Here is a 26036-nt window from a genome sequence, read left to right as displayed (position 1 = left end):
GGGGGGACCCTGTGGGAGAGTAGGACGCCGCCGAACAATTATTGTGGGAAAGCCCCGCACCTTATGGTGCGGGGCTTTTCTGCGTTCCGGACCAGACTCCACCGTATGCCCGGCATGGGGTCGAGGCCGATCCGGGCTGACGGCTCGTAGGGTTGGGTCATGGGCTACGACCTCGTCATCTTCGACAACGACGGCGTGCTGGTGGACAGCGAGCCGCTCGCCAACAGCATCCTCGCCGGGTACCTGACCGAACTGGGGCACCCGACCTCCTACGAGGAATCGCTCCACGACTACATGGGCGGCGCCGTGCACCGGGTGCACGACCTCGTGCTCGAGCGGACCGGCCAACGGCTCCCGGACGACTTCGACGAGACGTTGTACGCGCGGACCTTCGCCGCGTTCGAGCGGGAGCTGCGGCCCGTCCCCGGGGTCGAGGAAGTGCTCAATGGGCTCGTCGAACAAGGGGTCGGCTACTGCGTGGCCTCCTCCGGCAGCCACGACCGGATCCGCGTCGGGCACCGGGTGACCAGGCTCGACGAGTGGTTCGAGGACGAGTGGCTCTTCAGCTCGCAGGACGTCGGCCAGGGCAAGCCCGCCCCCGACCTGTTCCTGCACGCGGCCCGCGCCATGGGCGTCGAGCCGGCGCGCTGCGTCGTCGTCGAGGACAGCCCGCTCGGCGTGCGGGCCGCGCTCGCCGCGGGCATGGACGTGTACGGGTTCACCGGGATGATGCCCGCCGAGCGGCTGCCCGGCGCGACCGGGTACTTCGGGGACATGAAGCAGCTCCCGGGGCTTCTGCAACTGCCCGTGTGATCGCTCTACCCACGGGTAGCCCCGGGGCCTACGCTGTGCCGCCATGACGGATGACGTACGGCTGCGGCGCGGGCGCAGCGCCCTGGGGTTCAGCTTCTTCGCGCAAGGCGTCGCCTTCGCACTGCTCGTGACCCGGATCCCCGGCATCCAGGACCGGTACGGGATATCCGACGGGCTGCTGCCCGCCTTCCTCGCCGCCGTTCCGATCCTGGCCGGGGCGGCGAGCGTCGCCGCCGAGCACCTGGTGAAGCGCGTCGCGCCCAGCGTGGTGCTCCGCTGGGCGCAGCCCGTGGTCCTGCTGTCCCTGCTGGGGGTCGGGACGGGGACGCAGCTGTGGCACGTGGCGGTGGCCCTGGGGGTGTTCGGGCTGTCGGTGGGTGCGCTGGACGCCTCGATGAACATGCTCGGGGTCAGCCTCCAGCGGGCGTACGGGCGCAGCATCATGCTGGGGTTCCACGCCGCGTACAGCCTGGGCGGGATCGTCGGTGCCTCTGCCGCCTGGGCCGGGGCGCACTGGCATCTGGGCCTGTTCGTGAGCTACCTGCCGCCCGTCGTCGTGCTGCTGCCGCTGGTCCTGGTCGTGAGCCGGTACTACGTGGACGCGCGGCCCGAGGCCCCGGGTGCCCCCGGTGAGAAGGAGGGGGGCCCGGCGAACGCCGGGAAGAAGCTGCTGCTGCCGCTCTGCCTGGTGATGGCGTGCGCGTACATCGGTGACTCGACGGTGGCGAACTGGAGTGCCAAGTACCTCCAGGACGTGCTGGGCAGCTCCGAGCAGCTGGCGACCGTCCCGTACAACGTCTACATGGTGACCACCCTGATCGGGCGGGCCGTCGGGGATCTGGGCGTGCGGCGGTTCGGTGCCGCGGCGGTGGTGCGCGGGGGGACGGTGGTGGCGGCCGGCGGATTCGCGGTGGTGGCCGCCGCGCCCGGGCCGTGGGTGGGCATGCTCGGGTTCACGATGCTGGGACTCGGGCTGTGCGTGATCGTGCCGCAGACGTTCGCGGCGGCGGGCCGGCTGTTCCCGGGAGGTTCGGACACGGCGATCGCGCGGCTCAACATCTTCAACTACGTGGGATTCCTCATCGGGTCGCCGCTCGTCGGGGCGGTCGGGGACGCCTGGAGCTACCGGGGGGCGATGCTCGTGCCGATGGTGCTGGTCCTGGTGACACTGTTCTACGCCCGCTCGTTCGGTTCCGGCGACGCCCGATACGGTGTCGGGCATGAGCGGCCGCGGGTTGTTGATGTGGGACGAGGCGGTAACGAAGTATGACTTCGGACCGAGCCATCCGATGGATCCGGTGCGCCTGGCGCTGACCATGGGCCTGGTCCGGGCCTTCGGGCTGGACCGGGTGATGGACGTACGGGCGGCCCGGGCGGCCGGTGACTCGACGCTGCGGCTGGTGCACCGGGAGGAGTACGTCGCCGCGGTGCGGGGGGTGTCCGCCGACCCCGGCTCGGCCGACGGGTCCTTCGGGCTGGGGACCATGGACGATCCGGCGTTCCCCGGGATGCACGAGGCGTCCGCGCTGATCGCCGGGCAGTCGGTGGCGGGCGCGGAGGCGGTGTGGCGCGGGGAGGCGGAGCACGCGGTGAACTTCGCCGGCGGGCTGCACCACGCGATGCCCGGGTCGGCGGCCGGGTTCTGCGTGTACAACGACGCGGCGCTGGCCGTGGCCCGGCTGCTGGAGCTGGGGGCCGAGCGGGTCGCGTACGTGGACGTGGACGTCCACCACGGGGACGGGGTGCAGGCGGCGTTCTGGGACGACCCGCGGGTGCTGACCGTCTCCCTGCACGAGCACCCGCGGACGCTGTTCCCGCAGACCGGGTGGCCGGAAGAGACCGGTGGCGCCGCCGCCGAGGGGTCGGCGGTCAACGTGGCGCTGCCGGCGGGCACCGGGGACGAGGGGTGGCTGCGGGCGTTCCACGCGACGGTGCCGGAGCTGCTGGAGGACTTCCGGCCGCAGGTGCTGGTGACGCAGCACGGCGCCGACACGCACTTCGAGGACCCGCTCGCGCACCTGGCGGTGTCCCTGGACGCCCAGCGGGCGGTCCAGGAGGCGTGCCACCGGCTCGCGCACGAGCACGCGGGCGGGCGGTGGCTGGCGCTCGGCGGCGGCGGGTACGCGGTGGTGGACGTCGTACCGCGGTCGTGGACCCATCTGGTGGCGATCGCCGGGCACCGGCCGGTCGACCCGGAGTCGGCGGTCCCGGCGTCGTGGCGGGACGAGGTGTACGCGCGGACGCGGCAGCTGGCGCCGTCCCGGATGACGGACGGGCGGGAGCCGGTGTGGCGGGACTGGGAGGGCGGCTACGACCCGGCGGACCGGATCGACCAGGCGGTGCTGGCGACCCGGCGTGCGGTGTTCCCGCTGCGGGGAATGCTGACCTGACGATGCATCGTTACGCCAACTGTGGGGCGGAACGCCGGAATTGATGAGCGGCCAGATGTGTTGGGGGAGCATCGTGGGGTGTTGAGCACCGGCGCGCTGCGAGCGCATCTGCTGGCCGCCCGGTTGGCCGGGCCCGTCGCCACCTCTCGGGAGGAGAGCCTGCGCAGTTACCGGCTGTTCGCGGCGCGCGATCCGCGGGTGCTGCTGGGGCTGGACCCGGAGCGGGGCTGGGGCGAGGGTGACCTGCTGGGGCTGATGGCGCGCAAGTGCGGCGTCTCGGCGGATCCGGCCCACGTCAGCGGGCCGGACGTGATCGATCCGGAACGGACGCTGGCGGCGCTGGAAGCCTTCGCGGCGCGGCTGTCGGAGGCGGTACGGGCCGGGTCCCCGGTGCTGTTCGGGACGGGGCACCCGCACCGGCTCCTGGGCTTCTACGCCACCTTGGCCGCCGCGGTGTCGGCGGCGGGCTGTGATGTCCTCAGTCCGGCGCGGGGGGTGAGTGTCGACATGACGACCCGGTTCGGCGTACGCACGCACTGCATCGATTACGTACGGGGGGTCGCATTGGTGCGGGACCCCGGCGCGCGGGAGCCCGGGAGTGCGACCGGCGCGCACTCCCATTCGCCCCTGCCGGTTCGGATCGCCCTGGGGGCCCTGGCGGAGGCCGGGGGGCCGCTGCCGGAGCTGGTGGTGGGCGATCACGGATGGGTCTGCGGTGCAGGTCAGCTCGGTGTGGAGGCGATCGGGCTGGCGGATACGGACGATCCCGCGCTGTTCGTGGGGGAGGCCGAGGGCCGGGTCGCGGTGGCCGTTCCGCTTGATGACGCGGTGCGCGCGGACTACTACGGACCCCTCAGCCGGTACGTGCTCGACCGTGCGGGGCTGCCGGTGCGCCAGGAGTGGCTGTAGCTCCTCTTCCCCACTCGTATCACGCGCCCCTACTCTGGGGAGTGAGCGTGCGACGACGAGGAGTAACCGGAGGGGAAGCCGGTGCCCGTCATGCGCGGAAGGTCAAGGTGGGTCATGGCTGCTGGCGAGAGGCCTCTCAGCGAGGTTCAGTTCCTGACCGTGGCGGAGGTCGCCTCGGTGATGCGAGTGTCGAAGATGACCGTGTACCGCTTGGTGCACAACGGTCATCTGCCCGCGATCCGGGTGGGCCGGTCCTTCCGGGTCCCCGAAAACGCGGTTCACGAGTACCTCCGAGAGTCCTATGTGGGGGTGGAGTCGGCCTGAGACTGATGCCCCGGACCCCTCGGAAGCAGGTGGATTACAGGCTCAGAGCTCGGGCGGGTAGGCTAAGCCGACGTAGGTCGTGTGGGCCCAGACGCCCCGCACCGTTCCCCGCTAGCGCGGGGATGTTCCGAGAAGTGAGCGAGGGTAGTCGTGGGCTCTGTTATCAAGAAGCGGCGCAAGCGGATGGCTAAGAAGAAGCACCGCAAGCTGCTCAAGCGCACCCGCGTTCAGCGCCGTAACAAGAAGTAGACGGTAGCTGTACGTGTTTTCCGCAGCCCCCCCACCATCCTGGTGGGGGGGCTGCGGTGCAGCCGGGGGCAGGTTGTTCCGACTAGGGAGGCGCTGAGCTCGTGGGGAAGGTCGTACTGGTCACCGGGGCGTCTCGGCAGCTGGGGGGCCGCTTCGTGCGCCGCATCCAGCGTGATCCGGAGGTCGAGCGGGTGATCGCGGTGGACGCCGTGGCGCCGCCGCACCGGCTCGGGTCGGCCGAGTTCGTCCGTACGGACATCAGGCAGTCGGCGATCGCCCGTGTGCTCGCCGAGCACGCCGTGGACACGGTGGTCCATCTGGCGGTCACCGGGAGCGGCGCGGGAACGGGCGGCGCGCACAGCAACGTCAAGGAAACGAACGTCATCGGGACGATGCAGCTCCTCGGGGCCTGCCAGAAGTCCCCGACGGTCCGGCGGCTCGTGGTGAAGTCCAGTACCAGTGTGTACGGGGGCACCTCGCGGGATCCGGCCGTCTTCACCGAGACCACGGAACCCAAGTCACTGCCCGCGGGCGGCTTCGCCAAGGACGCGGCCGAGGTCGAGGGGTACGTACGGGGCTTCGCGCGCCGGCGGCCGGACGTCGCGGTGTGCGTGCTGCGCTTCGCGAACATCCTGGGGCCCTTCGCGGACTCGGCGCTCGCCGAGTACTTCTCCATTCCGGTGATGCCGACGGTGCTGGGCTACGACCCGCGGCTCCAGTTCGTCCACGAGGACGACGTGCTCGACGTGTTGCGGCTGGCGGCGGGGGAGCCGCGGCGGGGGACGCTGAACAGCGGCACCTTCAACATCGCGGGTGACGGCGTGCTGCTGCTGTCGCAGTGCTCGCGGCGGCTGGGGCGGCCGACGCTGCCGCTGCTGCTGCCCGCGGTGAGGTGGGTGGGGTCGGCGCTGAGGGCGGTGGGGGTGACGGACTTCTCGCCGGAGCAGATCAGGCTCCTCACGCACGGCCGGGTCGTGGAGACCACGCAGATGCGGGAGGTGCTCGGCTTCGAGCCGATGTACACGACCGCCGAGACCTTCGCCGACTTCGCACGGAGCCGGGGCAGCGGGCTGCTGCCGCCGGAGCGGGTGGCGCGTGCCGTGGACCGGGTGGCTGGGATGCTGAACGTGGACGGTTCGGACGTCGAGGTCGAAGTCGATGTCGACGTGGCTGAAGGAGCGAAGCGATAGTGGCGGATGCCAAGGTCATTCCGTTCGGCGAGGACCGGCCGCGCCGGCGTCCCTCGGGGCGGCGGGTGCGGGCGGCTCCGCCGGCGCCTTCCGAGCCGCCCGTGGAGGCCGTCGTACCGCTCCTGGAGCCGGTGGCGGAGCGGCCCGCCGGGGCGGGCTGGGAGCGGAAGGTGGCCGGCGGTCTGTCGTTCCTGCGGCGGCGGATCACCGGGGAATACGAGGTCGACGAGTTCGGCTACGACAAGGAGCTGACGGACCAGGTCCTGATGTCCCTGATGCGGCCGCTGTTCGACAGGTACTTCCGGGTCGAGGTCAAGGGCATCGAGAACATCCCGAAGGAGGGCGGCGCGCTGATCGTCGCGAACCACTCGGGGACGCTGCCGCTGGACGGTCTGATGCTCCAGGTCGCGGTGCACGACCATCACCCGGCGCAGCGGCACCTGCGGCTGCTCGCGGCCGACCTGGTGTTCATGCTGCCGGTGGTGAACGAGCTGGCGCGCAAGGCCGGGCACACGCTCGCCTGCGCGGAGGACGCGCAGCGGCTGCTGGAGGCCGGGGAACTGGTCGGCGTGATGCCGGAGGGCTTCAAGGGGATAGGGAAGCCGTTCGGAGACCGGTACAAGCTGCAGCGGTTCGGGCGCGGCGGTTTCGTGTCGACGGCGCTGCGGGCGGGGACGCCGATCGTGCCGTGTTCGATCGTGGGCGCGGAGGAGATCTACCCGATGGTCGGCAACGCGAAGACGCTGGCGCGGCTGCTGGGGATCCCGTACTTCCCGATCACTCCCACGTTCCCGCTGCTGGGGCCGCTCGGGGCGGTGCCGCTGCCGACGAAGTGGACGATCCAGTTCGGGGAGCCGATCGCGACGGACGGGTACGCGGCGGAGGCCGCCGAGGATCCGATGCTGATGTTCAACCTGACGGATCAGGTGCGGGAGCAGATCCAGCACACGCTGTACCGCCTGCTGGTGCAGCGGCGGTCCGTCTTCTTCTGACGGCCGGGCATACGTGAACGCCGGCGGGGCTGGATGCGCCCCGCCGGCGTTCACGCGCGCTACTCGGCGTCCTCCGCGTCGATGCCCAGGCCCGGGAGGATGCCCGGGAGCAGGGGCGGGAGGGTGATGTCCGGCCCCAGGTGCTCCGGGACTCCGGCCGATGGGGGCGCGGTGGGCAGTCCCGTGGGCGGGGTGAGCAGGTCGCCCGTACCTCCCAGGAGCCCTCCCGTCGGCTGCGGCTTGGCGCTGCTCCCGGAGGGGGACGGCGCGGGGCTGCTGTCGGACGGGATGTCCGGGGCGGGGGCGGGCTGCTGCCTGCCGCTGGGGGTGCCGGGCTTCGCCGGGGCACCGGACGAGCCGGGCCCCCTGCTCTGCTCGGGGGGCTTGGGGAGCAGGCCCTGGAGCGGCGCGACGTCTTCGTCTATGGCTTGGAAGACGCCCTCCACTTCACCGCCCACGTCCGTGAGCTGTACCGGGAGCTTCTCCCTGAGCCGGCCCCACGCGTCCCGGTGGGAGCGGGAGAACGACGAGAGCGTCTGCATCGGGCCGAGCGAGCCGTCCCGTTGGTAGGCCGCCTGGAGAAGCCGGTGGCCCTGCTCCGCGTCGTGTTTCATGCCCGCCAGTGCTCGGCGGATCTCGCCCAGGGACTCGTGGTCCAGTACGCCGGTCCTGCCCCGTTCCATCAGCCTGCGGGCTTCCGAGAGGCGGTTCGACGCCTGGTCGAGATAGAGCTCGCCCCGGTCCGAATCCTCGTCGGCCATCCCCAGCTTCAGGTCTTCCATGCCCCGTTTGATCGGGTACAGGGAATCACCGGGCAGGGCGTCCGTGCTGGCAGCGGCCACTCCGCTGAAGGCCCCTGCGGCCACACCCACGGTGAGGCCGCCTGCCGCGATGCCCTTGGACCAGCGGGAGCGGGGCCGCAATTTCCGGAGCGAGGTCGCCCGGTGGGCGCCGCGGCCGGTCCGCTGTTCGGGCACCAGAGGGTCCGGGGCGGCACCGCCCCCGGCCCTCTCCTCCAGCACCATGGCCTCCATGGCGGCGACGAGCTGGGCTCGTTGCACCACTTTGACCTGGGGGTCCAGCACTGGGCGCGGCATTCTTTCGCCGAGCACGCTCGCCAGGGCCAATAGCCGGTCGTGGTCGGCAGGTTCGGCAGGTGCCTGGGACTGCTCGGCCGCCGGGTCCGGTTCCGGAGCATCGGACGGGGTCCGATCCTCCAGGGCCTGGGCGAAGGCGTTCGCCCGCCGGTGCGGGGTCACGTTCGCGATCACTGGCGGCACCTCCTCTCGTCATGACGATCGACTCCCCAAGGTGTCCGGAAGGTTGCCTTCCTTGAGCACATCCACACTTTCGAGTGAGCGGCTTCGGGTAGGGCGTGTCCACAGGGAGCCTGCATTCCGCACAACGAGCGTCGCGGCACTTGGGTTACGGACGAAGGATGATCGGACCACAGCGTCATCGAGGGGTCACCGGATGTATGGGGGTCGTGTTGATGGGGTGGGTCGTCTGTGAGGGGGGTCAGCGGGCGTCGTCGGGGAGGAGCCGGGCGAGGGTGCGGACCGCCCGGTACTGGAGCGTCTTGATGGCGCCCTCGTTCTTCCCCATCACGCGGGCCGTTTCGGCTACCGAGAGCCCTTGCAGGAAGCGCAGGGTCACGCACTCCTGCTGTTGCGGGTTGAGCTTCTTCACGGCCTCCAGCAGGGCCGCGTTGGAGAGGGACTCCAGGACGGAGTCCTCGGGGCTGCGCTCGACCTCGTTCGCGTCGAGCATCTCGCCGGTGGTGACCTCCAGCCGGAAGCGGCTGGACTTGAAGTGGTCGGCCACCAGGTTGCGGGCGATCGTCACGAGCCAGGCGCCGAAGTCGCGGCCCTGCCAGGTGAAGGTGGAGATGCGGCGCAGCGCGCGCAGGAAGGTCTCGCTGGTGAGATCCTCCGCGGTCGCCTTGCCGCCGACGCGGTAGTAGATGTAGCGGTAGACCGTGTCGCTGTACTGGTCGTAGAGGCGGCCGAAGGCGTCGGCTTCGCCGGCCTGGGCACGTTCGACCAGGTCCATCATGCGGGCCTGGTCGCTGTCCGCGGTGGGGCGGCGGTGGGTGGCCTGAGTGCTCGCGCCGGCGGCGCCGTTCGAGCCCCCGGCCGCGCGGCCGCGTCTGCCCACCGTCGCGCCGCCGTCGGTCAGGGCATAGCAAGGACCGGCCGGGCCGAAGCCGGCAGGGACCGCGGCGGCGAAGGCGGGGACGGCGTACGCGGTGGGGACGAAGCCGCGCAGGTGGTCGAGGACCGTCGCGCGCAGCGTAGCCAGGCCCGAGGCGTCAACCCCGACAGGTGGGTACACGGGACTCCCAGAGGCAGAGCTTCCATCACGTGCAGTGCGGGACCGTTCACCCGTCGTAGCGACAGATGATCGGTGGCATGCGTTTGAGGAGAATAACGCTTCGTACAGGCAGTGCTACACCCAGTTGCTCAAATCACCGGTTCCGACACTTCTGTTGCGTGTCCAGGGCATATTCGGTCGCTGTTGGTGATCGGTTCTTGATCGGTTGGATGCGCGGAATGGCGGCTTGCCCGATGGCTCGCGACCGAGTCGGGCGCGCCGGAGTGCCGCGCCGGGGGCGGGGGTAGAGGTGAGCGAATGCCCGGGGGCCGGCCGCGGGGGCGGCGGGAGCGGGGCGGGGCCGGTGTGGGGCCCGGGGCCGCTACTTGCGGCGGCGGTGCAGGGCGATGGCGGCGGCCGCGCCGCCCGCGATCGCGCCGACTCCGGCGGCGGCCGGGACGCCGACCTTCACGGCCTTGCGGCCGGTCCGATAGTCGCGCAGCCGCCAGTCGTGGGTGCGGGCATGCTTGCGCAGTTTTGTGTCGGGATTGATCGCGTACGGATGCCCGACCAGGGACAGCATCGGGATGTCGTTGTGCGAATCGCTGTACGCGGCGCAGCGCGCGAGGTCGAGCTCCTCCGCGGCGGCCAGGGCGCGGACGGCCTCGGCCTTGGCGGGGCCGTGCAGCGGCTCGCCCACGAGGCGGCCGGTGTAGATGCCGTCGACGGACTCCGCGACCGTGCCGAGCGCGCCGGTCAGGCCGAGCCGGCGGGCGATGATCGTGGCCGTCTCCACGGGGGCGGCGGTCACCAGCCACACCTTCTGGCCGGCGTCGAGGTGGGCCTGGGCCAGGGCGCGGGTGCCGGGCCAGATCCGCTCGGCCATGTACTCGTCGTAGATCTCCTCGCCGATGGCCATCAGCTCGGAGACCTTGTGGCCCTTGACGATGGACAGGGCGCTGTCGCGGGCGTCCTGCATGTGGTCGGGGTCCTCGACGCCGGCGAGGCGGAACCAGGCCTGCTGCCAGGCGAAGCGGGCGAGTTCGCGGCGCTGGAAGAACGCGCGCTTGTAGAGGCCGCGGCCGAAGTGGAAGATGGCGGCGCCCTGCATGACGGTGTTGTCGAGGTCGAAGAAGGCCGCGGCGAGGTCGTCCCCTGCGACGGGGAACTCCGGCTCGGCCGGCTCCTGGGGTTCGCGCGCCTCGGCTCGCGCCAGCGCCTCGGCCTCCTCGCGCGCTTCCCTTTCGGGGCCGGTCAGCGGTGGGGTGTCGGCCAGAGCGGTCTTGCGGGCGGCCTCGGCCGAAGCCTCGCCTGCCAGCACGCTCCGCGCGGTCGCGGAGCGCCTACGGGGGGTGAGCCATCCCAGAGCGGCCATGACGCGAGCATAGCCATTGTGTTCGGGAGTTCCCGAACCGATGGGATGCGCAGGCGTGAACTCCGCGGGGCGTCCCCGTGACGCCGGGGCGGGGCGGGGGCGCGGGAGAATGGGGGCATGAGCCCTTTGTTGCGCCGCAAGGAAAAGAAGAGCCCCGGTGAGCGGGTGGTGACGCTCATCGGGAAGCCCGGGTGCCACCTGTGCGACGACGCCCAGCAGGTGGTGGAGCAGGTGTGCGCCGAGACGGGCGCGCGGTGGGAGAAGAAGGACATCTCGCAGGACGAGGAGCTCTACCGGCTGCACTGGGAGCAGATTCCGGTGGTGCTGGTGGACGGCGAGCAGCACACCTTCTGGAGGGTGAACCCGGACCGGCTGCGGCGGGCGTTGGGAGGCTGAACCACTTCACGGTTACCATCGTGGGCGTTTTATGGGGGCTAGGGCGCGTATCTGTGAGGAGTGTGTACGGTTTTGCCCCCTTCTGGTTTTGAACGGGTTCGGCGTGCCGCCGGTTCCGGGGTTCCGCTCCGGGGGCGCGTGACCCCGGTCACTTTGCTCGGACAAAGCGGACACAATCTTTGTGCACGCGTTCACAAAGGCATAGCCTGCTGTCGACGGGGCGGTCCTGGGACAAGTGGCCGCCTGCAGCCCCGCTCATCCCGCAGGAGCATCGTGGCAACTGGCCGAACTCACCGACCGGCGACCCGCAGCCGAGGTATTCCCGAGGCCACTGTCGCCCGGCTTCCGCTGTACTTGCGCGCCCTCACCGCGCTCTCCGAGCGATCGGTGCCCACGGTGTCCTCCGAGGAGCTCGCGGCCGCCGCCGGAGTCAACTCCGCGAAGCTGCGCAAGGACTTCTCCTACCTCGGCTCCTACGGTACGCGCGGCGTCGGCTACGACGTCGAGTACCTCGTCTACCAGATCTCCCGCGAGCTCGGGCTGACCCAGGACTGGCCGGTCGTCATCGTCGGCATCGGCAACCTGGGCGCGGCCCTCGCCAACTACGGCGGTTTCGCGTCCCGCGGGTTCCGGGTGGCCGCGCTGATCGACGCCGACCCGGCGATGGCCGGCAAGCCGGTCGCCGGGATGCCCGTCCAGCACACCGATGAGCTGGAGAAGATCATCGAGGACAACGGCGTCTCGATCGGGGTCATCGCGACCCCGGCCGGTGCGGCCCAGCAGGTCAGCGAGCGGCTGATCGCGGCCGGCGTCACCTCGATCCTCAACTTCGCGCCGACCGTGCTGTCCGTGCCCGAGGGCGTGGACGTGCGCAAGGTCGACCTCTCCATCGAGCTCCAGATCCTGGCCTTCCACGAGCAGCGCAAGGCCGGGGAGGGCGCGGCCGCCGCCGCGGCCGCCGAGGCGTCCTCCGTGGGCGGCGCCGCCCCCGCCGCGGCCGTGGTGCCGCCGGCCGGACGGGCCGCCGCCGTCGCGCGCAAGGGCAACCCCGACGGCGACGTCCCGGCGGTGATGCCGGCATGAGTCTGCTCGTCGTAGGGCTGAGCCACCGCAGCGCACCCGTCAGCGTCCTGGAGCGGGCCTCGCTGTCCGCGGACGTCAAGGTCAAGCTGCTGCACGACACCCTCGCCGCCGAGCCGGCGACGGAGGCGGCGGTGCTCGCCACCTGCAACCGCATCGAGCTGTATGCGGACGTGGACAAGTTCCACGCCGGTGTCGCCGAGCTGTCCACGCTGCTCGCGCAGCACAGCGGCGTCGCGCTGGAGGAGCTCACCCCCTACCTCTACGTGCACTACGAGGACCGGGCGGTGCACCACCTCTTCTCGGTGGCGTGCGGGCTGGACTCGATGGTCGTGGGCGAGGGCCAGATCCTCGGCCAGATCAAGGACGCGCTGGCGCTGGGGCAGGAGCAGCACACCGCGGGCCGGCTGATCAACGACCTGTTCCAGCAGGCGCTGCGCGTCGGCAAGCGGGCGCACTCGGAGACCGGGATCGACCGGGCCGGGCAGTCGCTGGTCACCTTCGGGCTGGAGCAGCTCGCGGTGAAGACGCCGGTGACGCAGTGGGCGGCCGGCAAGCGGGCGCTGGTGATCGGTGCCGGGTCGATGTCCTCGCTCGCGGCGGCGACGCTGGCACGGGTCGGCATCGCCGAGATCGTGGTGGCCAACCGGACCGTCGACCGGGCGGAGCGGCTTGCCGAGATTCTGGTTGCCTCGGGCACCGGGGTGCGGGCTTCGGCCGTCCCGATGTGGTCCGTGCCGCAGGAGCTGACACGAGTCGACGTGGTCGTGTCCTGCACGGGCGCGACCGGGCTGGTGCTGACCGCCGACGACGTGCTCGCCGCCGTGTCCCAGGGCGCCGGGGCCTTCGCCCCGACCGCCGTGCCGGACCCCGAGCCGCAGGCGCCGGCGGGCCCCGGCCCCGCCGGGCTGGACCCCGAGGTCGTGGCGCGGCTGGCTGCCGCCGCCCGTGACGGAGGACGGCTGGCCGACGCCGGTGCCGTACGGACCCTGGCCGCCGCTCCGGAGCCCGACGGGTGCCCGCTGGGCCTGGACGCGCCCGCCGGCGACGGCCGGGCCGCCCTGACCGGGGTCGACGCCAGCGCCCTCGAACTGCACGGCACCTGGGCCGACCAGGGCGAGGCCGCCGCTCAGCGGCAGCCCCGCAAGAGCGCCCGCGCGCTCGGCGACGGGACGGCCGTACGGCTCGCCCTGCTCGACCTGGCCATGCCGCGCGACATCGACGCGGCCGTCCACCGGGTTCCCGGCGTACGGCTCGTCGACATCGAAAGCCTCGCCGAGACCTCCGCCGACGCCCCGATGGCCGCGGACGTCGACGCCGTGCGCGCGATAGTGGCCGCGGAAGTGGCCGCCTTCGGGGCGGCGCAGCGGGCCGCGCACATCACGCCCACCGTCGTCGCCCTGCGCGCCATGGCGGCCGAGGTCGTGGCCATGGAAGTGGCCCGGCTCGACGGACGGGTCCCCGACCTCGACGACCGGCAGCGGGCCGAGGTCACCCAGACCGTGCGCCGTGTCGTCGACAAGCTCCTCCACGCGCCGACCGTGCGCGTCAAGCAGCTCGCGAGCGAGCCCGGCGGCGCCGGGTACGCCGAGGCGCTGCGCGAACTCTTCGACCTCGACCCGCAGACGGTGGCATCCGTCAGCCGGGCAGACGCGGCCGATCCGATGAACGACGACGACCCAGGACGGGCATCATGAACACACGTCCCGACCAGCCGCTGCGGCTCGGTACGCGGCGGAGCAAGCTGGCCATGTCGCAGTCGGGCCACGTCGCCGACGCGGTCCGCGCGGTCACCGGGCGGACCGTGGAGCTCGTGGAGATCACGACCTACGGCGACGTGTCGCGCGAGCACCTCGCGCAGATCGGCGGCACCGGGGTCTTCGTCACCGCGCTGCGCGACGCGCTGGTGCGCGGCGAGGTCGACTTCGCCGTGCACTCGCTGAAGGACCTGCCGACCGCGCAGCCCGACGACCTGGTGATCGCGGCGATGCCGCAGCGCCAGGACGCCCGGGACGCGCTCGTCGCCCGCGACGGCCTGACCTTCGAGCAGCTGCCCGACGGCGCCCGGATCGGCACCGGTTCGCCGCGCCGGACGGCCCAGCTGAACCACCTGGCGCTGTCGCTGGGCAAGCGCATCGAGACCGTGCCGATCCGCGGCAACGTGGACACCCGCATCGGGTTCGTGCGCGCCGGCGAGCTCGACGCCGTGGTGCTGGCCGCCGCCGGACTGAACCGGATCGGCCGCGGCGACGAGGCCACCGAGCTGATGCCGGTCGACGGCATGCTGCCCGCGCCCGGCCAGGGAGCCCTGGCCGTGGAGTGCCTCGCGTCCGACGCGGACCTGATCGCGGCGCTCGGCGAGCTCGACGACCCGTACACGCGGGCCGCGGTCACCGCCGAACGTTCCCTGCTCGCCCGGCTGGAAGCCGGCTGCAGCGCCCCCGTCGGGGCGTTCGCCGACCTTCCCCCACTCTCGGCTCCGCTCGAGTGGGGGGACCCCCTCGCCGACGGTCAGACTGTCCATGAAATGCGCCTGCGCGGCGTCGTCGGAACCCTCGACGGCTCGACGCTGGTGCAGCTGTCCACCACCGGACCCGTGCCCCAGTCGTACGACGAGGCCATGGCGCTCGGCCGCGAACTCGCGGACGAGATGCTGGCCAAGGGCGCGGCCGGTCTGATGGGGGAGCGAGCGTGAGCCCCACACGTCCCACCACCTCCGCTTTTGCGGGCATCGCCGCCCACGGACACGTCACCTTCCTCGGTGCCGGCCCCGGCGACCCGGGTCTGCTGACGCTGCGCGCCGTCGAGGCGCTGGCCGCCGCGGACGTGCTGATCGCGGAGCCCGATGTGCTCGATGTCGTGCGCGCGCATGCGCGCGTCAACGTCGACACGCCACAGCTGACGGTAGCTGACGAGAAGTCAGCAGCCGCCGGGGTCCCGGTGATCCGGGACGCGGCCAATCTTGTCATGGAGGCCGCACGCTCCGGCAGGCGGGTCGTGCGAGCCGTCACCGGTGACCCCGGGCTCGACGGCAACACGGCCGAGGAGATGCTCGTCTGCGCCTCCGAGGGCATCCCCTTCGAGGTCGTGCCCGGCATTCCGACGGCCGTGGGCGTGCCCGCGTACGCCGGTGTGCCGCTGCGGGAGCGGGGCGACGGCAACGGTGTGCGCTTCGTGGACGCCCGGACCGCCTCGGCGCGCTGCTGGACCGAGGCGGGAGCGAGCGACGGCATACTCGTCGTCTCCTCGACCCTGGAGACCGTGGCGGCGGCCGCCGCCGAGCTGGTGGGCGCCGGGCGCAAGCCCGACACCCCGCTGACGGTGACCGTCGCCGGTACGACCACGCGGCAGCGCACCTGGTGCGCGACGCTGGGCACGATCGCGCAGGTGTTCAAGCAGGGCAAGGTGCTGCCGTCGCCCGAGGGCGCCCGGCCGGTCATAGCCGTGGTCGGTGAGCACGGCGCCGCCGCGCGCCGCGACGAGCTGGCCTGGTTCGAGTCGAAGCCGCTGTTCGGCTGGCGGGTGCTCGTACCGCGCACCAAGGAGCAGGCCGCCTCGCTCTCCGACCAGCTGCGTTCCTACGGAGCGGTGCCGCACGAGGTGCCGACCATCGCCGTGGAACCGCCGCGGACCCCGCAGCAGATGGAGCGGGCCGTGAAGGGCCTGGTCACGGGTCGCTACGAGTGGATCGCCTTCACCTCGGTCAACGCCGTGAAGGCGGTGCGGGAGAAGTTCGAGGAGTACGGGCTCGACGCGCGGGCCTTCGCGGGCATCAAGGTCGCCGCGGTGGGCGAGCAGACCGCCGCCTCGCTCGTGGAGTTCGGCGTGAAGCCGGACCTGGTGCCGAGCGGCGAGCAGTCCGCGGCCGGGCTGCTGGAGGACTGGCCGCCGTACGACCCGGTCTTCGACCCGATCGACCGGGTGTTCCTGCCGCGGGCCGACATCGCGACCGAGACGCTGGTCGCCGGGCTGATCGAGCTGGGCTGGGAGGTCGACGACGTCACGGCCTACCGGACCGTGCGCGCGTCGCCGCCGCCGGCGGACACGCGCGAGGCGATCAAGGGCGGCGGTTTCGACGCCGTGCTGTTCACGTCGTCCTCCACCGTCCGCAACCTGGTCGGCATCGCGGGCAAGCCGCACAACGTGACCGTCATCGCGTGTATCGGGCCGGCGACGGCCAAGACCGCGGAGGAGCACGGGCTGCGCGTGGACGTGCTGTCGCCGGAGCCGTCGGTGTCGAAGCTGGCGGAGGCCCTCGCCGAGTACGGCGCGGCGCGCCGCGAGGCGGCCAAGGAGGCCGGCGAGACGGTGTTCCGGCCGAGCGAGCGGCGGCCGGGGGCGCGCAGGCGCCGTACGACCTGACCGGTCGGGAGCAGTGACGGGGGGCCCGGACGCGCCGCGCGTCCGGGCCCTTCGCGGTGCGGGGACGGGGCCGGGAGGGGCTGGGCAGGCCGGGGCGGGGACCGAGGCGGCCGGGGCGGGGACCGGGCCGGCTGGGGCGGGGTGTGCTCGGGCCCTACGCTGGGCGCGACTGTTCTCGATGCTCGAAGAGGCGACTGACAATGAGCGCGTACGGATCCTTCCCCGGCTCCCGGCCCCGCCGGCTGCGCACCACCCCGGCGATGCGGCGGATGGTCGCGGAGAACCGGCTGCACCCCTCGGACCTGATCCTGCCGGCGTTCGTGCGGGAGGGCATCAGCGAGCCCCTGGCGATCTCGGCGATGCCGGGCGTGGTCCAGCACACGCGGGACACGCTGCGCAAGGCGGCCGCGGAGGCGGTCGCGGCGGGCGTCTCGGGGATCATGCTGTTCGGGGTCCCGGCGGACGAGAACAAGGACGCGCGGGGCACGGCGGGCACCGAGCCGGACGGGATCCTGCAGCTCGCGATCCGCGACGTGCGGTCCGAGGTCGGCGACGACCTGGTGATCATGTCGGACCTGTGCCTGGACGAGTACACCGACCACGGGCACTGCGGGGTCCTGGACGAGCACGGGCGCGTCGACAACGACGCGACGCTGGAGCGGTACGCGGAGATGGCGCAGGTCCAGGCCGACGCGGGCGTCCACATGGTGGGGCCGAGCGGGATGATGGACGGCCAGGTCGGGGTGGTCCGCGACGCGCTGGACGAGACGGGCCACGAGGACGTGTCGATCCTGGCGTACACGGCGAAGTACTCGTCCGCCTTCTACGGGCCGTTCCGCGAGGCGGTGGGCTCCTCGCTCCAGGGTGACCGCAAGACCTACCAGCAGGACCCGGCGAACGCGCGGGAGTCCCTGCGGGAGCTGGCGCTGGACCTGGAGGAGGGCGCCGACATGGTGATGGTCAAGCCCGCCGGGCCCTACCTGGACATCCTGTACCGGGTGGCGCAGGCGGTGGACGTGCCGGTGTCGGCCTACCAGATCAGCGGAGAGTTCGCGATGGTCGAGGCGGCGGCGGAGAAGGGCTGGATCGAGCGCGAGCGGGCCATCCTGGAGACCCTGCTCGGCATCAAGCGGGCGGGCGCGGACACGATCCTGACGTACTGGGCGACCGAGGTGGCGGGCTGGCTCCGCGAGGCGCGCTGAGCGGGCGCCCTCACCACCGCCCGGCCCGCTCGCGGGGCGCGGTGGCGGGGCGCACGCTGGGGGGAGGGCGAGCCCCTGGAGGTGGTGCACCGTGTCCACACTCGTCGGTTGGCACGTGGAGCTCGAATTCACCGAGGAGGGCGACCGCACGGGTGCGGCGGCCCTGGTCAGGCTCGGGGACGGCTCCGAGATGAGGGCGCGCGGCTACGCCATGCGCCATCCTTCCGACCCGGAGCAGCTGAGGGTCGGGGAGGAGATCGCGGGTGCCCGTGCGCTCATGGACCTCGCGTCGCAGATGCTGCAGAAGGCCCACACCGAGATCGATCAGGCGACCGGGCGGCATTCTCATCCGCTGAACCGCTGAACCGCTGAACCGCTGAACCGCTGAACCGCTGAACCGGCGGCCGGCTCCCACCCCCGTGGGGAGCCGGCCCGCGGTTCAGCGGGTGCGGCGGGCGAACAGGGCCGCGGAGAGCGCCACGGCCACGGCCGTGACGCGGCTGCTGGACTCCGACGCGTTCACGGGCTCCGGCGAGCCGGACTTCCAGTTCCGCCACGGCCTGGACCGCGTCCTGGACGGCCTGGCGACCCGGATCAACGGGTCCCCGCCGTCCACTCCGTGAGGGCCGCCCGGGCGCCGGGAGCGAGGTCCAGGACGGGCCCGCCGCTCACCTTGCTGTCCCGGACGTGGACGGTTTGCGCGCAGCGGGCCACCTCGACGCAGACGTCGCCCTCTTCGCCGCTCGTAGGCGGCCGCGCGTCGGGGGTGGCTGACAACTGTCGCTGATCACAGGGTGATTGGGGGGCGTTGACTTAGGGTGTCGGTCATACAAGCTGCTTGGGAGGCATGCTGTGCCATCTCGATGGGCCCGATCCGCGGCCGTCAAGGAGACCGGCTCCCGGACCGGGGACCTGGCGACCGCGGGACCTGTGGAGGCGGTCGAGGGGGCCGGGGAGTCCGTCGGCATGTCCCGGCGCCGGGCCTGGGTGGCGGCCGTGGCGGTGGGCGCGGTGCTGCTCTCCGGGGCCGGGGTGGCCGCCTCGCAGGTGATCAAGTCGCCGGCGCAGACCGCGGCGGAGGCCGGGCCGCCGCCCCTGGACGTCCTGGTCGCCCGGGTCGAGAAGCGCGTCCTGCGGGACACCGTCATCGTGCGCGGCACGGTCACCTCGGCCCAGTCGGTCCAGGTCACCCCGACGGTCGCGGGCGGGGAGGGTGCCGCCGCCCCCGTGGTCACCAAGGTCGCCGTACGCCAGGGCGACCGGGTCGACGCGGGCAAGGTGCTCCTGGAGGTGTCCGGGCGGCCGGTCTTCGCGCTGCCCGGCGGCCTGCCGGTGTACCGGGACCTGAAGCCGGGGGCCACCGGCGACGACGTGAAGCAGGTGCAGAAGGCCCTGTCCGGGCTCGGGCACGGCACCGGCCCGGACCGGGCGGGCACGTTCGGCGTCGGTACGAAGGCGGCGCTCAGCTCCTTCTACCGCTCGATCGGCTACGACCCGCTGCCCGCCGTCGCCGACCGCGGCGAGGCGGTCAGGGCCGCCGAGGACGCGGTCACCTCCGGCGAACGCTCCCTGGAGGACGCCCGGTCCGCCCGCGCCGCCGAAGCCGCGGGCACGGCGGCCCCCGCGGGCCCCGGTACCGCGCCGCCCGGCCCGGGCGGCAAGGGCTCCGGGGGCACCAAGGCCGCCGGCCAGGAGGCCGCGCGGGTGGTGAACCGCGCCGCGGAGGACCTGCGCAAGGCCCGGGAACGCCTCACCGAGGCCCGCGCGGCGGCGGGGCCGATGCTCCCGGCCGGCGAGGTCGTCTTCCTGGAGTCGTTTCCCGCGCGGGCCGACTCGGTCGCCGTCCGCCCGGGGTCCCCCGTCAGCGGTACCGCGCTGTCGCTGTCCGCGGGCGCGCTGGTCGTGCGCGGACAGCTCCAGGAGCACCAGAAGGGCCTGGTGCGCGCCGGCCGGAAGGTCGAGATCCTCTCCGAGGTCAGCGGGCTCACGGCGGCGGCCGAGGTCCTGTCGGTCGCGGACACCCCGCAGTCCGCCCGGCCCGCCGCGCCGAACGGCGGGGCCACCGGCGGCCAGGGGCAGGGCCAGCAGGCCCCCGCCCCGGGCGGGCCCGCCGGGTACGAGATGCTCGTACGCCCGCTCGCGCCGCTCGACACCACGCTCGTGGGCCAGGACGTACGGCTGACCGTGGAGGCCGCGGCCACCGACGGCGACGCGCTCGTCGTCCCGGTCTCCGCGGTCTCCGCCGGAGCCGACGGCCGCACCACCGTCACCGTGGTGGACGGTACGGGCACCCAGCGCCGCGTCGAGGTCCGGCCCGGCACCACCGGCGACGGCTACGTCGAGGTCCGGCCCACCGGCGACGGCGCCCTCGCCGCCGGGGACTCGGTGGTCACCGGCGTCAGCCCGGGCGCCGCGGGCAAGCAGAACGGCAAGCAGAACGGCAAGCAGAGCACCAAGCAGAGCACCAAGCAGAACAGCGGCACGGGCGGTGGCGGGTCATGAGTGCGGCCGTGCTCCGGTCCGCTCCCCAACTCCCGCCCCCAGTCATCGAGTTCCGGCAGGCGGGCCTGACCTACCCGGGGCCGCCGCCGGTACCCGCCCTCACCGCGTGCGACCTCGCCATCCGGCACGGCGAGTTCGTCACCGTCGTCGGCCCCTCGGGCTCAGGCAAGTCGACGTTCCTCAACATCGTCGGCCTGCTCGACGCCCCCACCGAGGGCCGCTACCTCCTCGACGGCATCGACACCGGCTCCCTCGGCGACCACGACCGGACGGCCCTGCGCGGCCGCCGCATCGGATTCGTCTTCCAGTCCTTCCACCTCCTGCCCCACCGCTCGGCCCTGGAGAACGTCGCCCTCGCCATGCTCTACAACGGGGTGCCCCGCAAGGAGCGTCCCGCCCGCGCCCGCGAGGCGCTCGTACGCGTCGGACTCGGGCACCGGCTCGCCGCGGTCCCCTCCCGGCTGTCCGGAGGCGAACGCCAGCGGGTGGCCATCGCCCGGGCCCTGGTCGCCCGGCCGTCGCTGCTGCTCTGCGACGAACCCACCGGAAACCTCGACTCCGCCAACGCCGACACCGTCCTGGCCCTGCTGGACGAACTCCACACCGACGGGATGACCGTGCTCGTCATCACCCACGACCAGGAGGTCGCCGCGCACGGCGGCCGGACCGTCGCCATCCGCGACGGCGTACTGCGTGAGCAGGCACCCGCGTGAGGCCGCGCCGGTCCCGGACGGCGGCGGTACCGATCGAGCCCTCCCGCTTCGCCGTCCGCGACACCCTCTCCGAGTCCCTCGCCGGAATCCTCCAGCGCCCGGCCCGCTCGGCGCTGACCGCCCTCGGGACGGTGCTCGGCGTCGGCACCTTCGTCGCCGTCCTCGGCCTGACGGCCACCACCTCGTCCCAGATCGACAGCCGCTTCAACCTGCTCACCGCCACCGAGGTGACCGTCGAGGACACGGCCCGCGAGCAGAACCCGTTCGCCGGACCCGGATTCCCGGCGGACGCCGACCTCCGCGTCGAACGCCTGGGCGGGGTCCGGCACGCGGGCGTCTTCTACACGGTCCGCCTCGACCCGGCCACCGACGGCGTACGCGCCGCACCCGTCGGCGGCGCCCCGGGCGGGGGCGAGCGCACCGACGTCGTCGCCGCCTCACCGGGCGCGCTGCGCGCCGCCGTCCCCCGGCTGTCCCAGGGCCGCCTCTACGACGAGTACCACTCCGGCACCAGGCAGCGCGTGGCCGTCCTCGGCTCGGGCACCGCCGCCCGCCTCGGCATCACCACGCTGGACACCCGCCCGGCCGTCTTCATCGGCGCCGAGCCGTTCACCGTGATCGGGATCATCGAGGACGTGGAGCGCAAGGCCGAGCTCCTCCTGTCGGTCGCGGTGCCGCGCACCACCGCCGAGGAGATCTGGGGCGTGCCCGAGGGCGGCGGCACGACCATGCTCGTCGCGACCGAGGTGGGCGCCGCCCGGCAGGTGGCCCACCTCGCCCCGACCGCGCTGCGGCCCGACCACCCCGAGTACCTGAAGGCCGTACCGCCGCCCGATCCGCGCACCCTGCGCTCCGGGGTCACCTCCGACCTGGAGCAGCTCTTCCTGATCCTGGCGGGGATCTGCCTGGTCATCGGCGCCGTCGGCATCGCCAACACCACCCTGGTCGCGGTCCTGGAGCGGACGGGCGAGATCGGGCTGCGGCGGGCGCTGGGGGCGCGGGGGCGCCACATCACCACCCAGTTCCTCGCGGAGTCGGGTGCCCTGGGGGCGCTGGGCGGGCTCGTCGGCACGTCCCTGGGCACGCTCACCGTGGTGGGCGTCGCCGTGGTCCGCGACTGGACCCCGGTCGTGCACCCCGCCACCGTGGCGACGGCGCCCCTGCTGGGCCTGGTGACCGGGCTCCTGGCCGGCCTGTACCCCGCTTGGCGCGCCGCCCGCATCCAGCCGGCGGAGGCCCTGCGGCGCTGAGCCGGCCGCGACCCCGCACGGGCTCCGGCAGCCGCACGGGCTCCGGCAGCCGTACGGCCCCGGCAGGAGCTGCCGGGGCCGTACGTTCCGCGCGGGTCATGCTGGTCGTGCGGCGGGCGTCAGAGCTTCTCGGGGGTGCGGATGCCGAGGAGGGACATGCCGGTGGAGAGGGTGCGGGCCGTCAGGTCGCACAGGAACAGGCGGTTCTCGCCGACGACGAGCTCCGGCTCCGGCTTGATGACGGGGCACTCGGTGTAGAACGTCGTGAACAGCGAGGACAGCTGGTAGAGGTACGCGGTCACCTTGTGCGGCGCGTGGTCGGCGGCCGCCTCGGCGAGCAGCTCGCCGAACTGGTCCAGGTGCAGGCCCAGCGCCCGCTCGGCCGGGGCCAGCTCCAGCTCCGGGTGGGCGGCGGGGGAACGGTCGCCCGCCTTGCGCAGGATGGACCGGATGCGGGCGTACGCGTACTGGAGGTAGACCGAGGTGTCGCCGTTCAGCGAGACCATCTGGTCCAGGTCGAACTTGTAGTCGCGGGCGGCGGACGTCGACAGGTCGGCGTACTTGACCGCGCCGATGCCCACGTAACGGCCGTTCTCGACGATCTCCTCCTCGGTCAGGCCGACCTTCTCGGCCTTCTCGCGGACGACGGCCGTCGCCCGCTCGACGGCCTCGTCGAGCAGGTCCACCAGCCGCACCGTCTCGCCCTCACGGGTCTTGAACGGCTTGCCGTCCTTGCCGAGGACGGTGCCGAAGGCCAGCTGGACGGCCTTGACCTCGTCGTTCAGCCAGCCGGCGCGGCGGGCGGTCTCGAAGACCATCTTGAAGTGGAGGGACTGGCGGGCGTCGACCACGTAGATGAGCGTGGACGCCTTCAGCGAGCCGACGCGGTCGCGGATCGCGGAGAGGTCGGTCGCGGCGTAGCCGAAGCCGCCGTCGGACTTCTGGACGATCAGCGGGGTCGGATTGCCGTCCGGGCCCTTGACGTCGTCGAAGAACACGCAGAGCGCGCCGTTGGAGCGGACGGCGACGCCCGACTCCTCCAGCAGCTTGCAGGTCTCCACGAGCATGTCGTTGTAGCCGGACTCGCCGACCACGTCGGGGTCCTGGATGTCCATGTCCAGCTTGTGGAAGACGGAGTAGAAGTAGATCTTCGACTCGTCGACGAACCGCTGCCACAGCGCGAGGGTCTGCGGCTCGCCGGCCTGGAGGTCGACCACGCGGGCCCGGGCCCGGGTCTTGAACTCCTCGTCGGAGTCGAAGAGCACGCGCGACGCCTTGTAGAGGCGGTTCAGGTTGGACATGGCCTCCTCGCCGGAGACCTCCGCGTCCGTCTTGTGGTCCAGCTCGTGCGGGTGCTCCAGCAGGTACTGGATGAGCATGCCGAACTGGGTGCCCCAGTCGCCGATGTGGTGGCGGCGCACCACCTTCTCGCCCGTGAACTCCAGGATCTCCACCATCGCGGCGCCGATCACGGCGGACCGCAGGTGGCCGACGTGCATCTCCTTCGCGACGTTCGGCTGGGCGTAGTCGATCACCGTCGTGCCCGGGTTCTCGGCGAGCGGGACGCCGAGGCGGTCGTCGAGGGCGCGCGCGGCGAGGGTCTCGACGATCGCCCGGTCGGTGACCGTGATGTTGAGGAAGCCGGGACCGGAGACCTCGATCTCCCGGATCAGGTCACCGGTGGGGATGGCCTCGACCACGGTCGTGGCGAGTTCGCGCGGGTTGGCCTTGGCCTTCTTCGCGAGCGCCAGGATGCCGTTGGCCTGGAAGTCGGCCCGGTCGCTTCGTCGCAGCAGCGGATCGGCGGCACCGGCCTCCGGCAGGGCGGAGGTGAGGGCGTCCGCGACGCGCTGTTCGACGGAAGAAGCGAGGGAAGGGACCGAGGCCATGAGCTGCCGTTCCTGTGAGGTGGTGCCGGTGGGTGCACTTGGGTGTTCCGACAAGTGCCGAGTATCCCACGGGGCCGCTGCCGGTTCTTCTGGATATGGGGCCGGGGAGCAACCCCGGAGCGGCCCGATCCGTCTGGGAGAATGGCTGAAGCCAGCATTCGAGTAGAAGGACGTGTCGTGGCTCAGAGCAGCACCGAGACCGACTGGGTCTCCCGTTTCGCGGACGAGGTCATCGCCGAGGCGGAGCGCCGAGCACCCGGCGCGGAGACATCGGGCGCTACCGCTCCGGTTCTCGTCGTAGCGTCCGGAATCTCGCCCTCCGGTCCGATCCACCTGGGCAACCTCCGCGAGGTCATGACCCCGCACCTGGTCGCGGACGAGATCCGCCGCCGGGGCATCGAGGTCAGGCACCTGATCTCGTGGGACGACTACGACCGCTTCCGCAAGGTGCCGGCCGGCGTCCCGGGCGTCGACGACTCGTGGGGCCAGTACATCGGCCGCCCGCTGACCTCCGTCCCCGCCCCGGCCGGATCCCCGTACGCCAGCTGGGCCGAGCACTTCAAGGCCGCCCTGATCGGCGCCCTGGACGAGCTGGGCGTCGTGTACGACCCGATCAGCCAGACAGAGCAGTACACCTCCGGCGCGTACCGCGAGCAGGTGCTGCACGCCATGAAGCACCGCGGCGACATCGACGCCGTCCTCGGCCAGTACCGCACCAAGCAGAAGCCGGGCGGCAAGAAGCCCCAGCAGAAGCCGGCCGACGAGGCCGAGCTGGAGGCCGCCGAGGGCTCCGGCGCGGCCGCCGAGGACGACGGCAGCACCGGCGAGGGCGGGTACTTCCCGTACAAGCCGTACTGCGGCGCGTGCGGCAAGGACTTCACCAAGGTCACCTCGTACGACGACGAGACGACCGAGATGACCTACGTCTGCACCGAGGACCAGTTCACCGAGACGGTCAAGCTCAGCGAGTTCGACCGCGGCAAGCTCGTCTGGAAGGTCGACTGGCCGATGCGCTGGGCCTACGAGGGCGTGGTCTTCGAGCCGTCCGGCGTCGACCACTCCTCGCCCGGCTCGTCCTTCCAGGTCGGCGGCCAGATCGTGCACATCTTCGGCGGCGAGCAGCCGATCGGACCGATGTACGCGTTCGTCGGCATCAGCGGCATGGCGAAGATGTCCTCCAGCAAGGGCGGGGTCCCGACCCCGGCCGACGCGCTGAAGATCATGGAGCCGCAGCTGCTGCGCTGGCTGTACGCGCGCCGCCGCCCGAACCAGTCCTTCAAGATCGCCTTCGACCAGGAGATCCAGCGGCTGTACGACGAGTGGGACAAGCTGGAGGCCAAGGTCGCCGACGGCACCGTGCTGCCCGCCGACGCCGCCGCGCACACCCGCGCCGTGCGCACCGCGGAAGCCGAACTCCCGCGTACCCCGCGGCCGCTGCCGTACCGGACCCTCGCGTCCGTCGTCGACGTCACCGCCGGACACGACGAGCAGACCCTGCGCATCCTCACCGACCTGGACCCGGCGCAGCCGCTGACCTCCCTCGACGAGGTACGGCCGCGCCTGGACCGCGCCGAGAACTGGATCACCACCCAGGTCCCGGCCGACCAGCGGACCCTGGTGCGCGAGGAGCCCGACGCGGAGCTGCTGGCGTCGCTGGACGACGAGGGCCGTGAGTCACTGCGGCTGCTGCTGGAGGGACTCGACGCGCACTGGTCGCTCGACGGGCTCAGCACGCTCGTCTACGGCGTGCCGAAGGTCATGGCCGGGCTGGAGCCCGACGCCAAGCCGACCCCGGAGCTCAAGGTCGCGCAGCGGACCTTCTTCGCCCTGCTCTACCGGCTCCTCGTGACCCGCGAGACCGGGCCGCGCCTGCCCACGCTGCTGCTGGCGGTGGGCGCCGACCGGGTGCGCAGGCTGCTGGCGGTCTGACGCGCTCCGGCACGGTCTGACCCCGTCGGTCCGGCCGTGTGGCCGGCCCGACGGCCCGTGTCATCGTCATGCGGAGGGGCCCGCCCCCCCCCGGGGGGGGGGGCCCCCCCCCGGGGCGGGCCGGCCGGGGCCCCCCGCGGGGGGGGGGGGGCCACGAC

The 26036-nt window shown here is 72.6% G+C and carries 25 protein-coding genes; 20 read left to right on the top strand and 5 right to left on the bottom strand.

Annotation, left to right across the window (positions count from 1 at the left end; translation table 11 throughout):
- Nucleotides 1-159: 159 nt before the first annotated feature.
- The 8 genes from ABT106_RS21690 to ABT106_RS21655 all read left to right on the top strand — a co-directional run bounded on the left by ABT106_RS21690 (nucleotide 160) and on the right by ABT106_RS21655 (nucleotide 6867).
- Nucleotides 160-813 (top strand): HAD family hydrolase, encoded by a 654-nt coding sequence (locus tag ABT106_RS21690; RefSeq protein WP_351279783.1) that lies wholly within the window; start codon nucleotides 160-162, stop codon nucleotides 811-813.
- Between the two features lie 43 nt (nucleotides 814-856).
- Nucleotides 857-2083, top strand: coding sequence for an MFS transporter (locus ABT106_RS21685; RefSeq protein WP_351279780.1), 1227 nt, complete (start codon nucleotides 857-859; stop codon nucleotides 2081-2083).
- Entirely contained in the window at nucleotides 2034-3203 is a 1170-nt protein-coding gene (locus ABT106_RS21680) for an acetoin utilization protein AcuC (RefSeq protein WP_351279777.1), read from the top strand. Before ABT106_RS21685 ends, ABT106_RS21680 begins: the two co-directional genes overlap by 50 nt.
- A gap of 78 nt (nucleotides 3204-3281) precedes the next feature.
- Nucleotides 3282-4112: a phosphatase gene (locus tag ABT106_RS21675; protein ID WP_351279774.1), complete on the top strand. Its 831-nt coding sequence runs from the start codon at nucleotides 3282-3284 to the stop codon at nucleotides 4110-4112.
- A gap of 114 nt (nucleotides 4113-4226) precedes the next feature.
- Nucleotides 4227-4436 carry a helix-turn-helix domain-containing protein gene (locus tag ABT106_RS21670; protein WP_008738568.1) on the top strand — a complete coding sequence of 70 codons (210 nt, stop codon included), beginning with the start codon at nucleotides 4227-4229 and terminating at the stop codon, nucleotides 4434-4436.
- Nucleotides 4437-4586: 150 nt separating this feature from the next.
- Nucleotides 4587-4685, top strand: a complete 99-nt coding sequence (locus ABT106_RS21665) for a 30S ribosomal protein bS22 (protein WP_003948845.1) — start codon at nucleotides 4587-4589, stop codon at nucleotides 4683-4685.
- Nucleotides 4686-4786: 101 nt separating this feature from the next.
- A complete protein-coding gene (locus ABT106_RS21660; RefSeq protein WP_351279772.1) occupies nucleotides 4787-5875 on the top strand; it encodes an NAD-dependent epimerase/dehydratase family protein in 1089 nt (362 codons plus the stop codon).
- Nucleotides 5875-6867, top strand: a complete 993-nt coding sequence (locus tag ABT106_RS21655; RefSeq protein WP_351279770.1) for a lysophospholipid acyltransferase family protein — start codon at nucleotides 5875-5877, stop codon at nucleotides 6865-6867. The genes ABT106_RS21660 and ABT106_RS21655 overlap by 1 nt, the downstream gene beginning before the upstream one ends.
- A gap of 59 nt (nucleotides 6868-6926) precedes the next feature.
- Here ABT106_RS21655 and ABT106_RS21650 read toward each other — a convergent pair whose 3' ends face one another.
- The 3 genes from ABT106_RS21650 to ABT106_RS21640 all read right to left on the bottom strand — a co-directional run bounded on the left by ABT106_RS21650 (nucleotide 6927) and on the right by ABT106_RS21640 (nucleotide 10555).
- On the bottom strand, nucleotides 6927-8138 hold the full coding sequence (locus ABT106_RS21650) for a DUF5667 domain-containing protein (RefSeq protein WP_351279767.1): 1212 nt from the start codon (nucleotides 8136-8138) through the stop codon (nucleotides 6927-6929).
- Nucleotides 8139-8385: 247 nt separating this feature from the next.
- Nucleotides 8386-9201, bottom strand: coding sequence for an ECF subfamily RNA polymerase sigma factor, BldN family (locus ABT106_RS21645; protein ID WP_351279764.1), 816 nt, complete (start codon nucleotides 9199-9201; stop codon nucleotides 8386-8388).
- Nucleotides 9202-9562: 361 nt separating this feature from the next.
- Complete coding sequence (locus ABT106_RS21640) at nucleotides 9563-10555, bottom strand: HAD family hydrolase (protein ID WP_351279762.1); 993 nt, start codon at nucleotides 10553-10555, stop codon at nucleotides 9563-9565.
- Between the two features lie 117 nt (nucleotides 10556-10672).
- Between ABT106_RS21640 and ABT106_RS21635 the strand changes: the two genes are divergently transcribed.
- From ABT106_RS21635 to ABT106_RS21600, 8 genes are all read left to right on the top strand, one after another.
- The gene (locus ABT106_RS21635; RefSeq protein ID WP_351279759.1) at nucleotides 10673-10951 is read left to right on the top strand and encodes a glutaredoxin family protein; all 279 of its coding nucleotides are present in this window, start codon (nucleotides 10673-10675) and stop codon (nucleotides 10949-10951) included.
- Nucleotides 10952-11224: 273 nt separating this feature from the next.
- A complete protein-coding gene (locus tag ABT106_RS21630; RefSeq protein ID WP_351279757.1) occupies nucleotides 11225-12034 on the top strand; it encodes a redox-sensing transcriptional repressor Rex in 810 nt (269 codons plus the stop codon).
- Nucleotides 12031-13728, top strand: a complete 1698-nt coding sequence (locus tag ABT106_RS21625; RefSeq protein ID WP_351279754.1) for a glutamyl-tRNA reductase — start codon at nucleotides 12031-12033, stop codon at nucleotides 13726-13728. Before ABT106_RS21630 ends, ABT106_RS21625 begins: the two co-directional genes overlap by 4 nt.
- A complete protein-coding gene (gene hemC, locus ABT106_RS21620; RefSeq protein ID WP_351279751.1) occupies nucleotides 13725-14726 on the top strand; it encodes a hydroxymethylbilane synthase in 1002 nt (333 codons plus the stop codon). Before ABT106_RS21625 ends, hemC begins: the two co-directional genes overlap by 4 nt.
- Complete coding sequence (locus ABT106_RS21615) at nucleotides 14723-16393, top strand: bifunctional uroporphyrinogen-III C-methyltransferase/uroporphyrinogen-III synthase (protein ID WP_351279748.1); 1671 nt, start codon at nucleotides 14723-14725, stop codon at nucleotides 16391-16393. Before hemC ends, ABT106_RS21615 begins: the two co-directional genes overlap by 4 nt.
- Before the next feature lie 200 nt (nucleotides 16394-16593).
- Nucleotides 16594-17595, top strand: a complete 1002-nt coding sequence (hemB, locus tag ABT106_RS21610; RefSeq protein ID WP_351279745.1) for a porphobilinogen synthase — start codon at nucleotides 16594-16596, stop codon at nucleotides 17593-17595.
- 91 nt (nucleotides 17596-17686) lie between these two features.
- Complete coding sequence (locus ABT106_RS21605) at nucleotides 17687-17959, top strand: DUF1876 domain-containing protein (protein ID WP_351279743.1); 273 nt, start codon at nucleotides 17687-17689, stop codon at nucleotides 17957-17959.
- Between the two features lie 82 nt (nucleotides 17960-18041).
- The gene (locus ABT106_RS21600; RefSeq protein ID WP_351279740.1) at nucleotides 18042-18218 is read left to right on the top strand and encodes a hypothetical protein; all 177 of its coding nucleotides are present in this window, start codon (nucleotides 18042-18044) and stop codon (nucleotides 18216-18218) included.
- Here the strand turns inward: ABT106_RS21600 and ABT106_RS21595 are convergent.
- Nucleotides 18190-18309 carry a hypothetical protein gene (locus tag ABT106_RS21595; protein WP_351279786.1) on the bottom strand — a complete coding sequence of 40 codons (120 nt, stop codon included), beginning with the start codon at nucleotides 18307-18309 and terminating at the stop codon, nucleotides 18190-18192. The genes ABT106_RS21600 and ABT106_RS21595 overlap by 29 nt on opposite strands.
- A 138-nt stretch (nucleotides 18310-18447) precedes the next feature.
- Between ABT106_RS21595 and ABT106_RS21590 the strand changes: the two genes are divergently transcribed.
- Genes ABT106_RS21590 through ABT106_RS21580 form a run of 3 tightly spaced genes read left to right on the top strand, consistent with a single transcriptional unit; the run spans nucleotide 18448 to nucleotide 22060 of the window.
- A complete protein-coding gene (locus tag ABT106_RS21590; protein ID WP_351279739.1) occupies nucleotides 18448-20097 on the top strand; it encodes a peptidoglycan-binding protein in 1650 nt (549 codons plus the stop codon).
- Nucleotides 20094-20810 carry an ABC transporter ATP-binding protein gene (locus ABT106_RS21585; protein WP_351279736.1) on the top strand — a complete coding sequence of 239 codons (717 nt, stop codon included), beginning with the start codon at nucleotides 20094-20096 and terminating at the stop codon, nucleotides 20808-20810. The genes ABT106_RS21590 and ABT106_RS21585 overlap by 4 nt, the downstream gene beginning before the upstream one ends.
- Nucleotides 20807-22060: an ABC transporter permease gene (locus tag ABT106_RS21580; protein ID WP_351279733.1), complete on the top strand. Its 1254-nt coding sequence runs from the start codon at nucleotides 20807-20809 to the stop codon at nucleotides 22058-22060. Before ABT106_RS21585 ends, ABT106_RS21580 begins: the two co-directional genes overlap by 4 nt.
- Nucleotides 22061-22179: 119 nt before the next feature.
- Here ABT106_RS21580 and argS read toward each other — a convergent pair whose 3' ends face one another.
- Nucleotides 22180-23949 (bottom strand): arginine--tRNA ligase, encoded by a 1770-nt coding sequence (gene argS / locus ABT106_RS21575; RefSeq protein ID WP_351279731.1) that lies wholly within the window; start codon nucleotides 23947-23949, stop codon nucleotides 22180-22182.
- Nucleotides 23950-24090: 141 nt separating this feature from the next.
- Between argS and lysS the strand changes: the two genes are divergently transcribed.
- Nucleotides 24091-25878 (top strand): lysine--tRNA ligase, encoded by a 1788-nt coding sequence (gene lysS / locus ABT106_RS21570; RefSeq protein ID WP_351279729.1) that lies wholly within the window; start codon nucleotides 24091-24093, stop codon nucleotides 25876-25878.
- The last annotated feature ends 158 nt before the right edge of the window (nucleotides 25879-26036 follow it).

It is taken from the genome of Streptomyces sp. NPDC002044, from assembly GCF_040296725.1.
GTDB lineage: Bacteria > Actinomycetota > Actinomycetes > Streptomycetales > Streptomycetaceae > Streptomyces > Streptomyces antarcticus.
Note: the sequence above shows the minus strand (reverse complement) of the source record. Positions and strands in the feature narration are given on the sequence as shown.

Excerpts from the sequence above, each read along its gene's own strand:
- ABT106_RS21690 (WP_351279783.1), top strand. The coding sequence starts at position 160 with ATGGGCTACGACCTCGTCATCTTCGACAACGACGGCGTGCTGGTGGAC.
- ABT106_RS21685 (WP_351279780.1), top strand. The coding sequence starts at position 857 with ATGACGGATGACGTACGGCTGCGGCGCGGGCGCAGCGCCCTGGGGTTC.
- ABT106_RS21680 (WP_351279777.1), top strand. The coding sequence starts at position 2,034 with ATGAGCGGCCGCGGGTTGTTGATGTGGGACGAGGCGGTAACGAAGTAT.
- ABT106_RS21670 (WP_008738568.1), top strand. The coding sequence starts at position 4,227 with ATGGCTGCTGGCGAGAGGCCTCTCAGCGAGGTTCAGTTCCTGACCGTG.
- ABT106_RS21640 (WP_351279762.1), bottom strand. The coding sequence starts at position 10,555 with ATGGCCGCTCTGGGATGGCTCACCCCCCGTAGGCGCTCCGCGACCGCG.
- ABT106_RS21635 (WP_351279759.1), top strand. The coding sequence starts at position 10,673 with ATGAGCCCTTTGTTGCGCCGCAAGGAAAAGAAGAGCCCCGGTGAGCGG.
- ABT106_RS21625 (WP_351279754.1), top strand. The coding sequence starts at position 12,031 with ATGAGTCTGCTCGTCGTAGGGCTGAGCCACCGCAGCGCACCCGTCAGC.
- hemC (WP_351279751.1), top strand. The coding sequence starts at position 13,725 with ATGAACACACGTCCCGACCAGCCGCTGCGGCTCGGTACGCGGCGGAGC.
- hemB (WP_351279745.1), top strand. The coding sequence starts at position 16,594 with ATGAGCGCGTACGGATCCTTCCCCGGCTCCCGGCCCCGCCGGCTGCGC.
- ABT106_RS21585 (WP_351279736.1), top strand. The coding sequence starts at position 20,094 with ATGAGTGCGGCCGTGCTCCGGTCCGCTCCCCAACTCCCGCCCCCAGTC.
- argS (WP_351279731.1), bottom strand. The coding sequence starts at position 23,949 with ATGGCCTCGGTCCCTTCCCTCGCTTCTTCCGTCGAACAGCGCGTCGCG.
- lysS (WP_351279729.1), top strand. The coding sequence starts at position 24,091 with ATGGCTGAAGCCAGCATTCGAGTAGAAGGACGTGTCGTGGCTCAGAGC.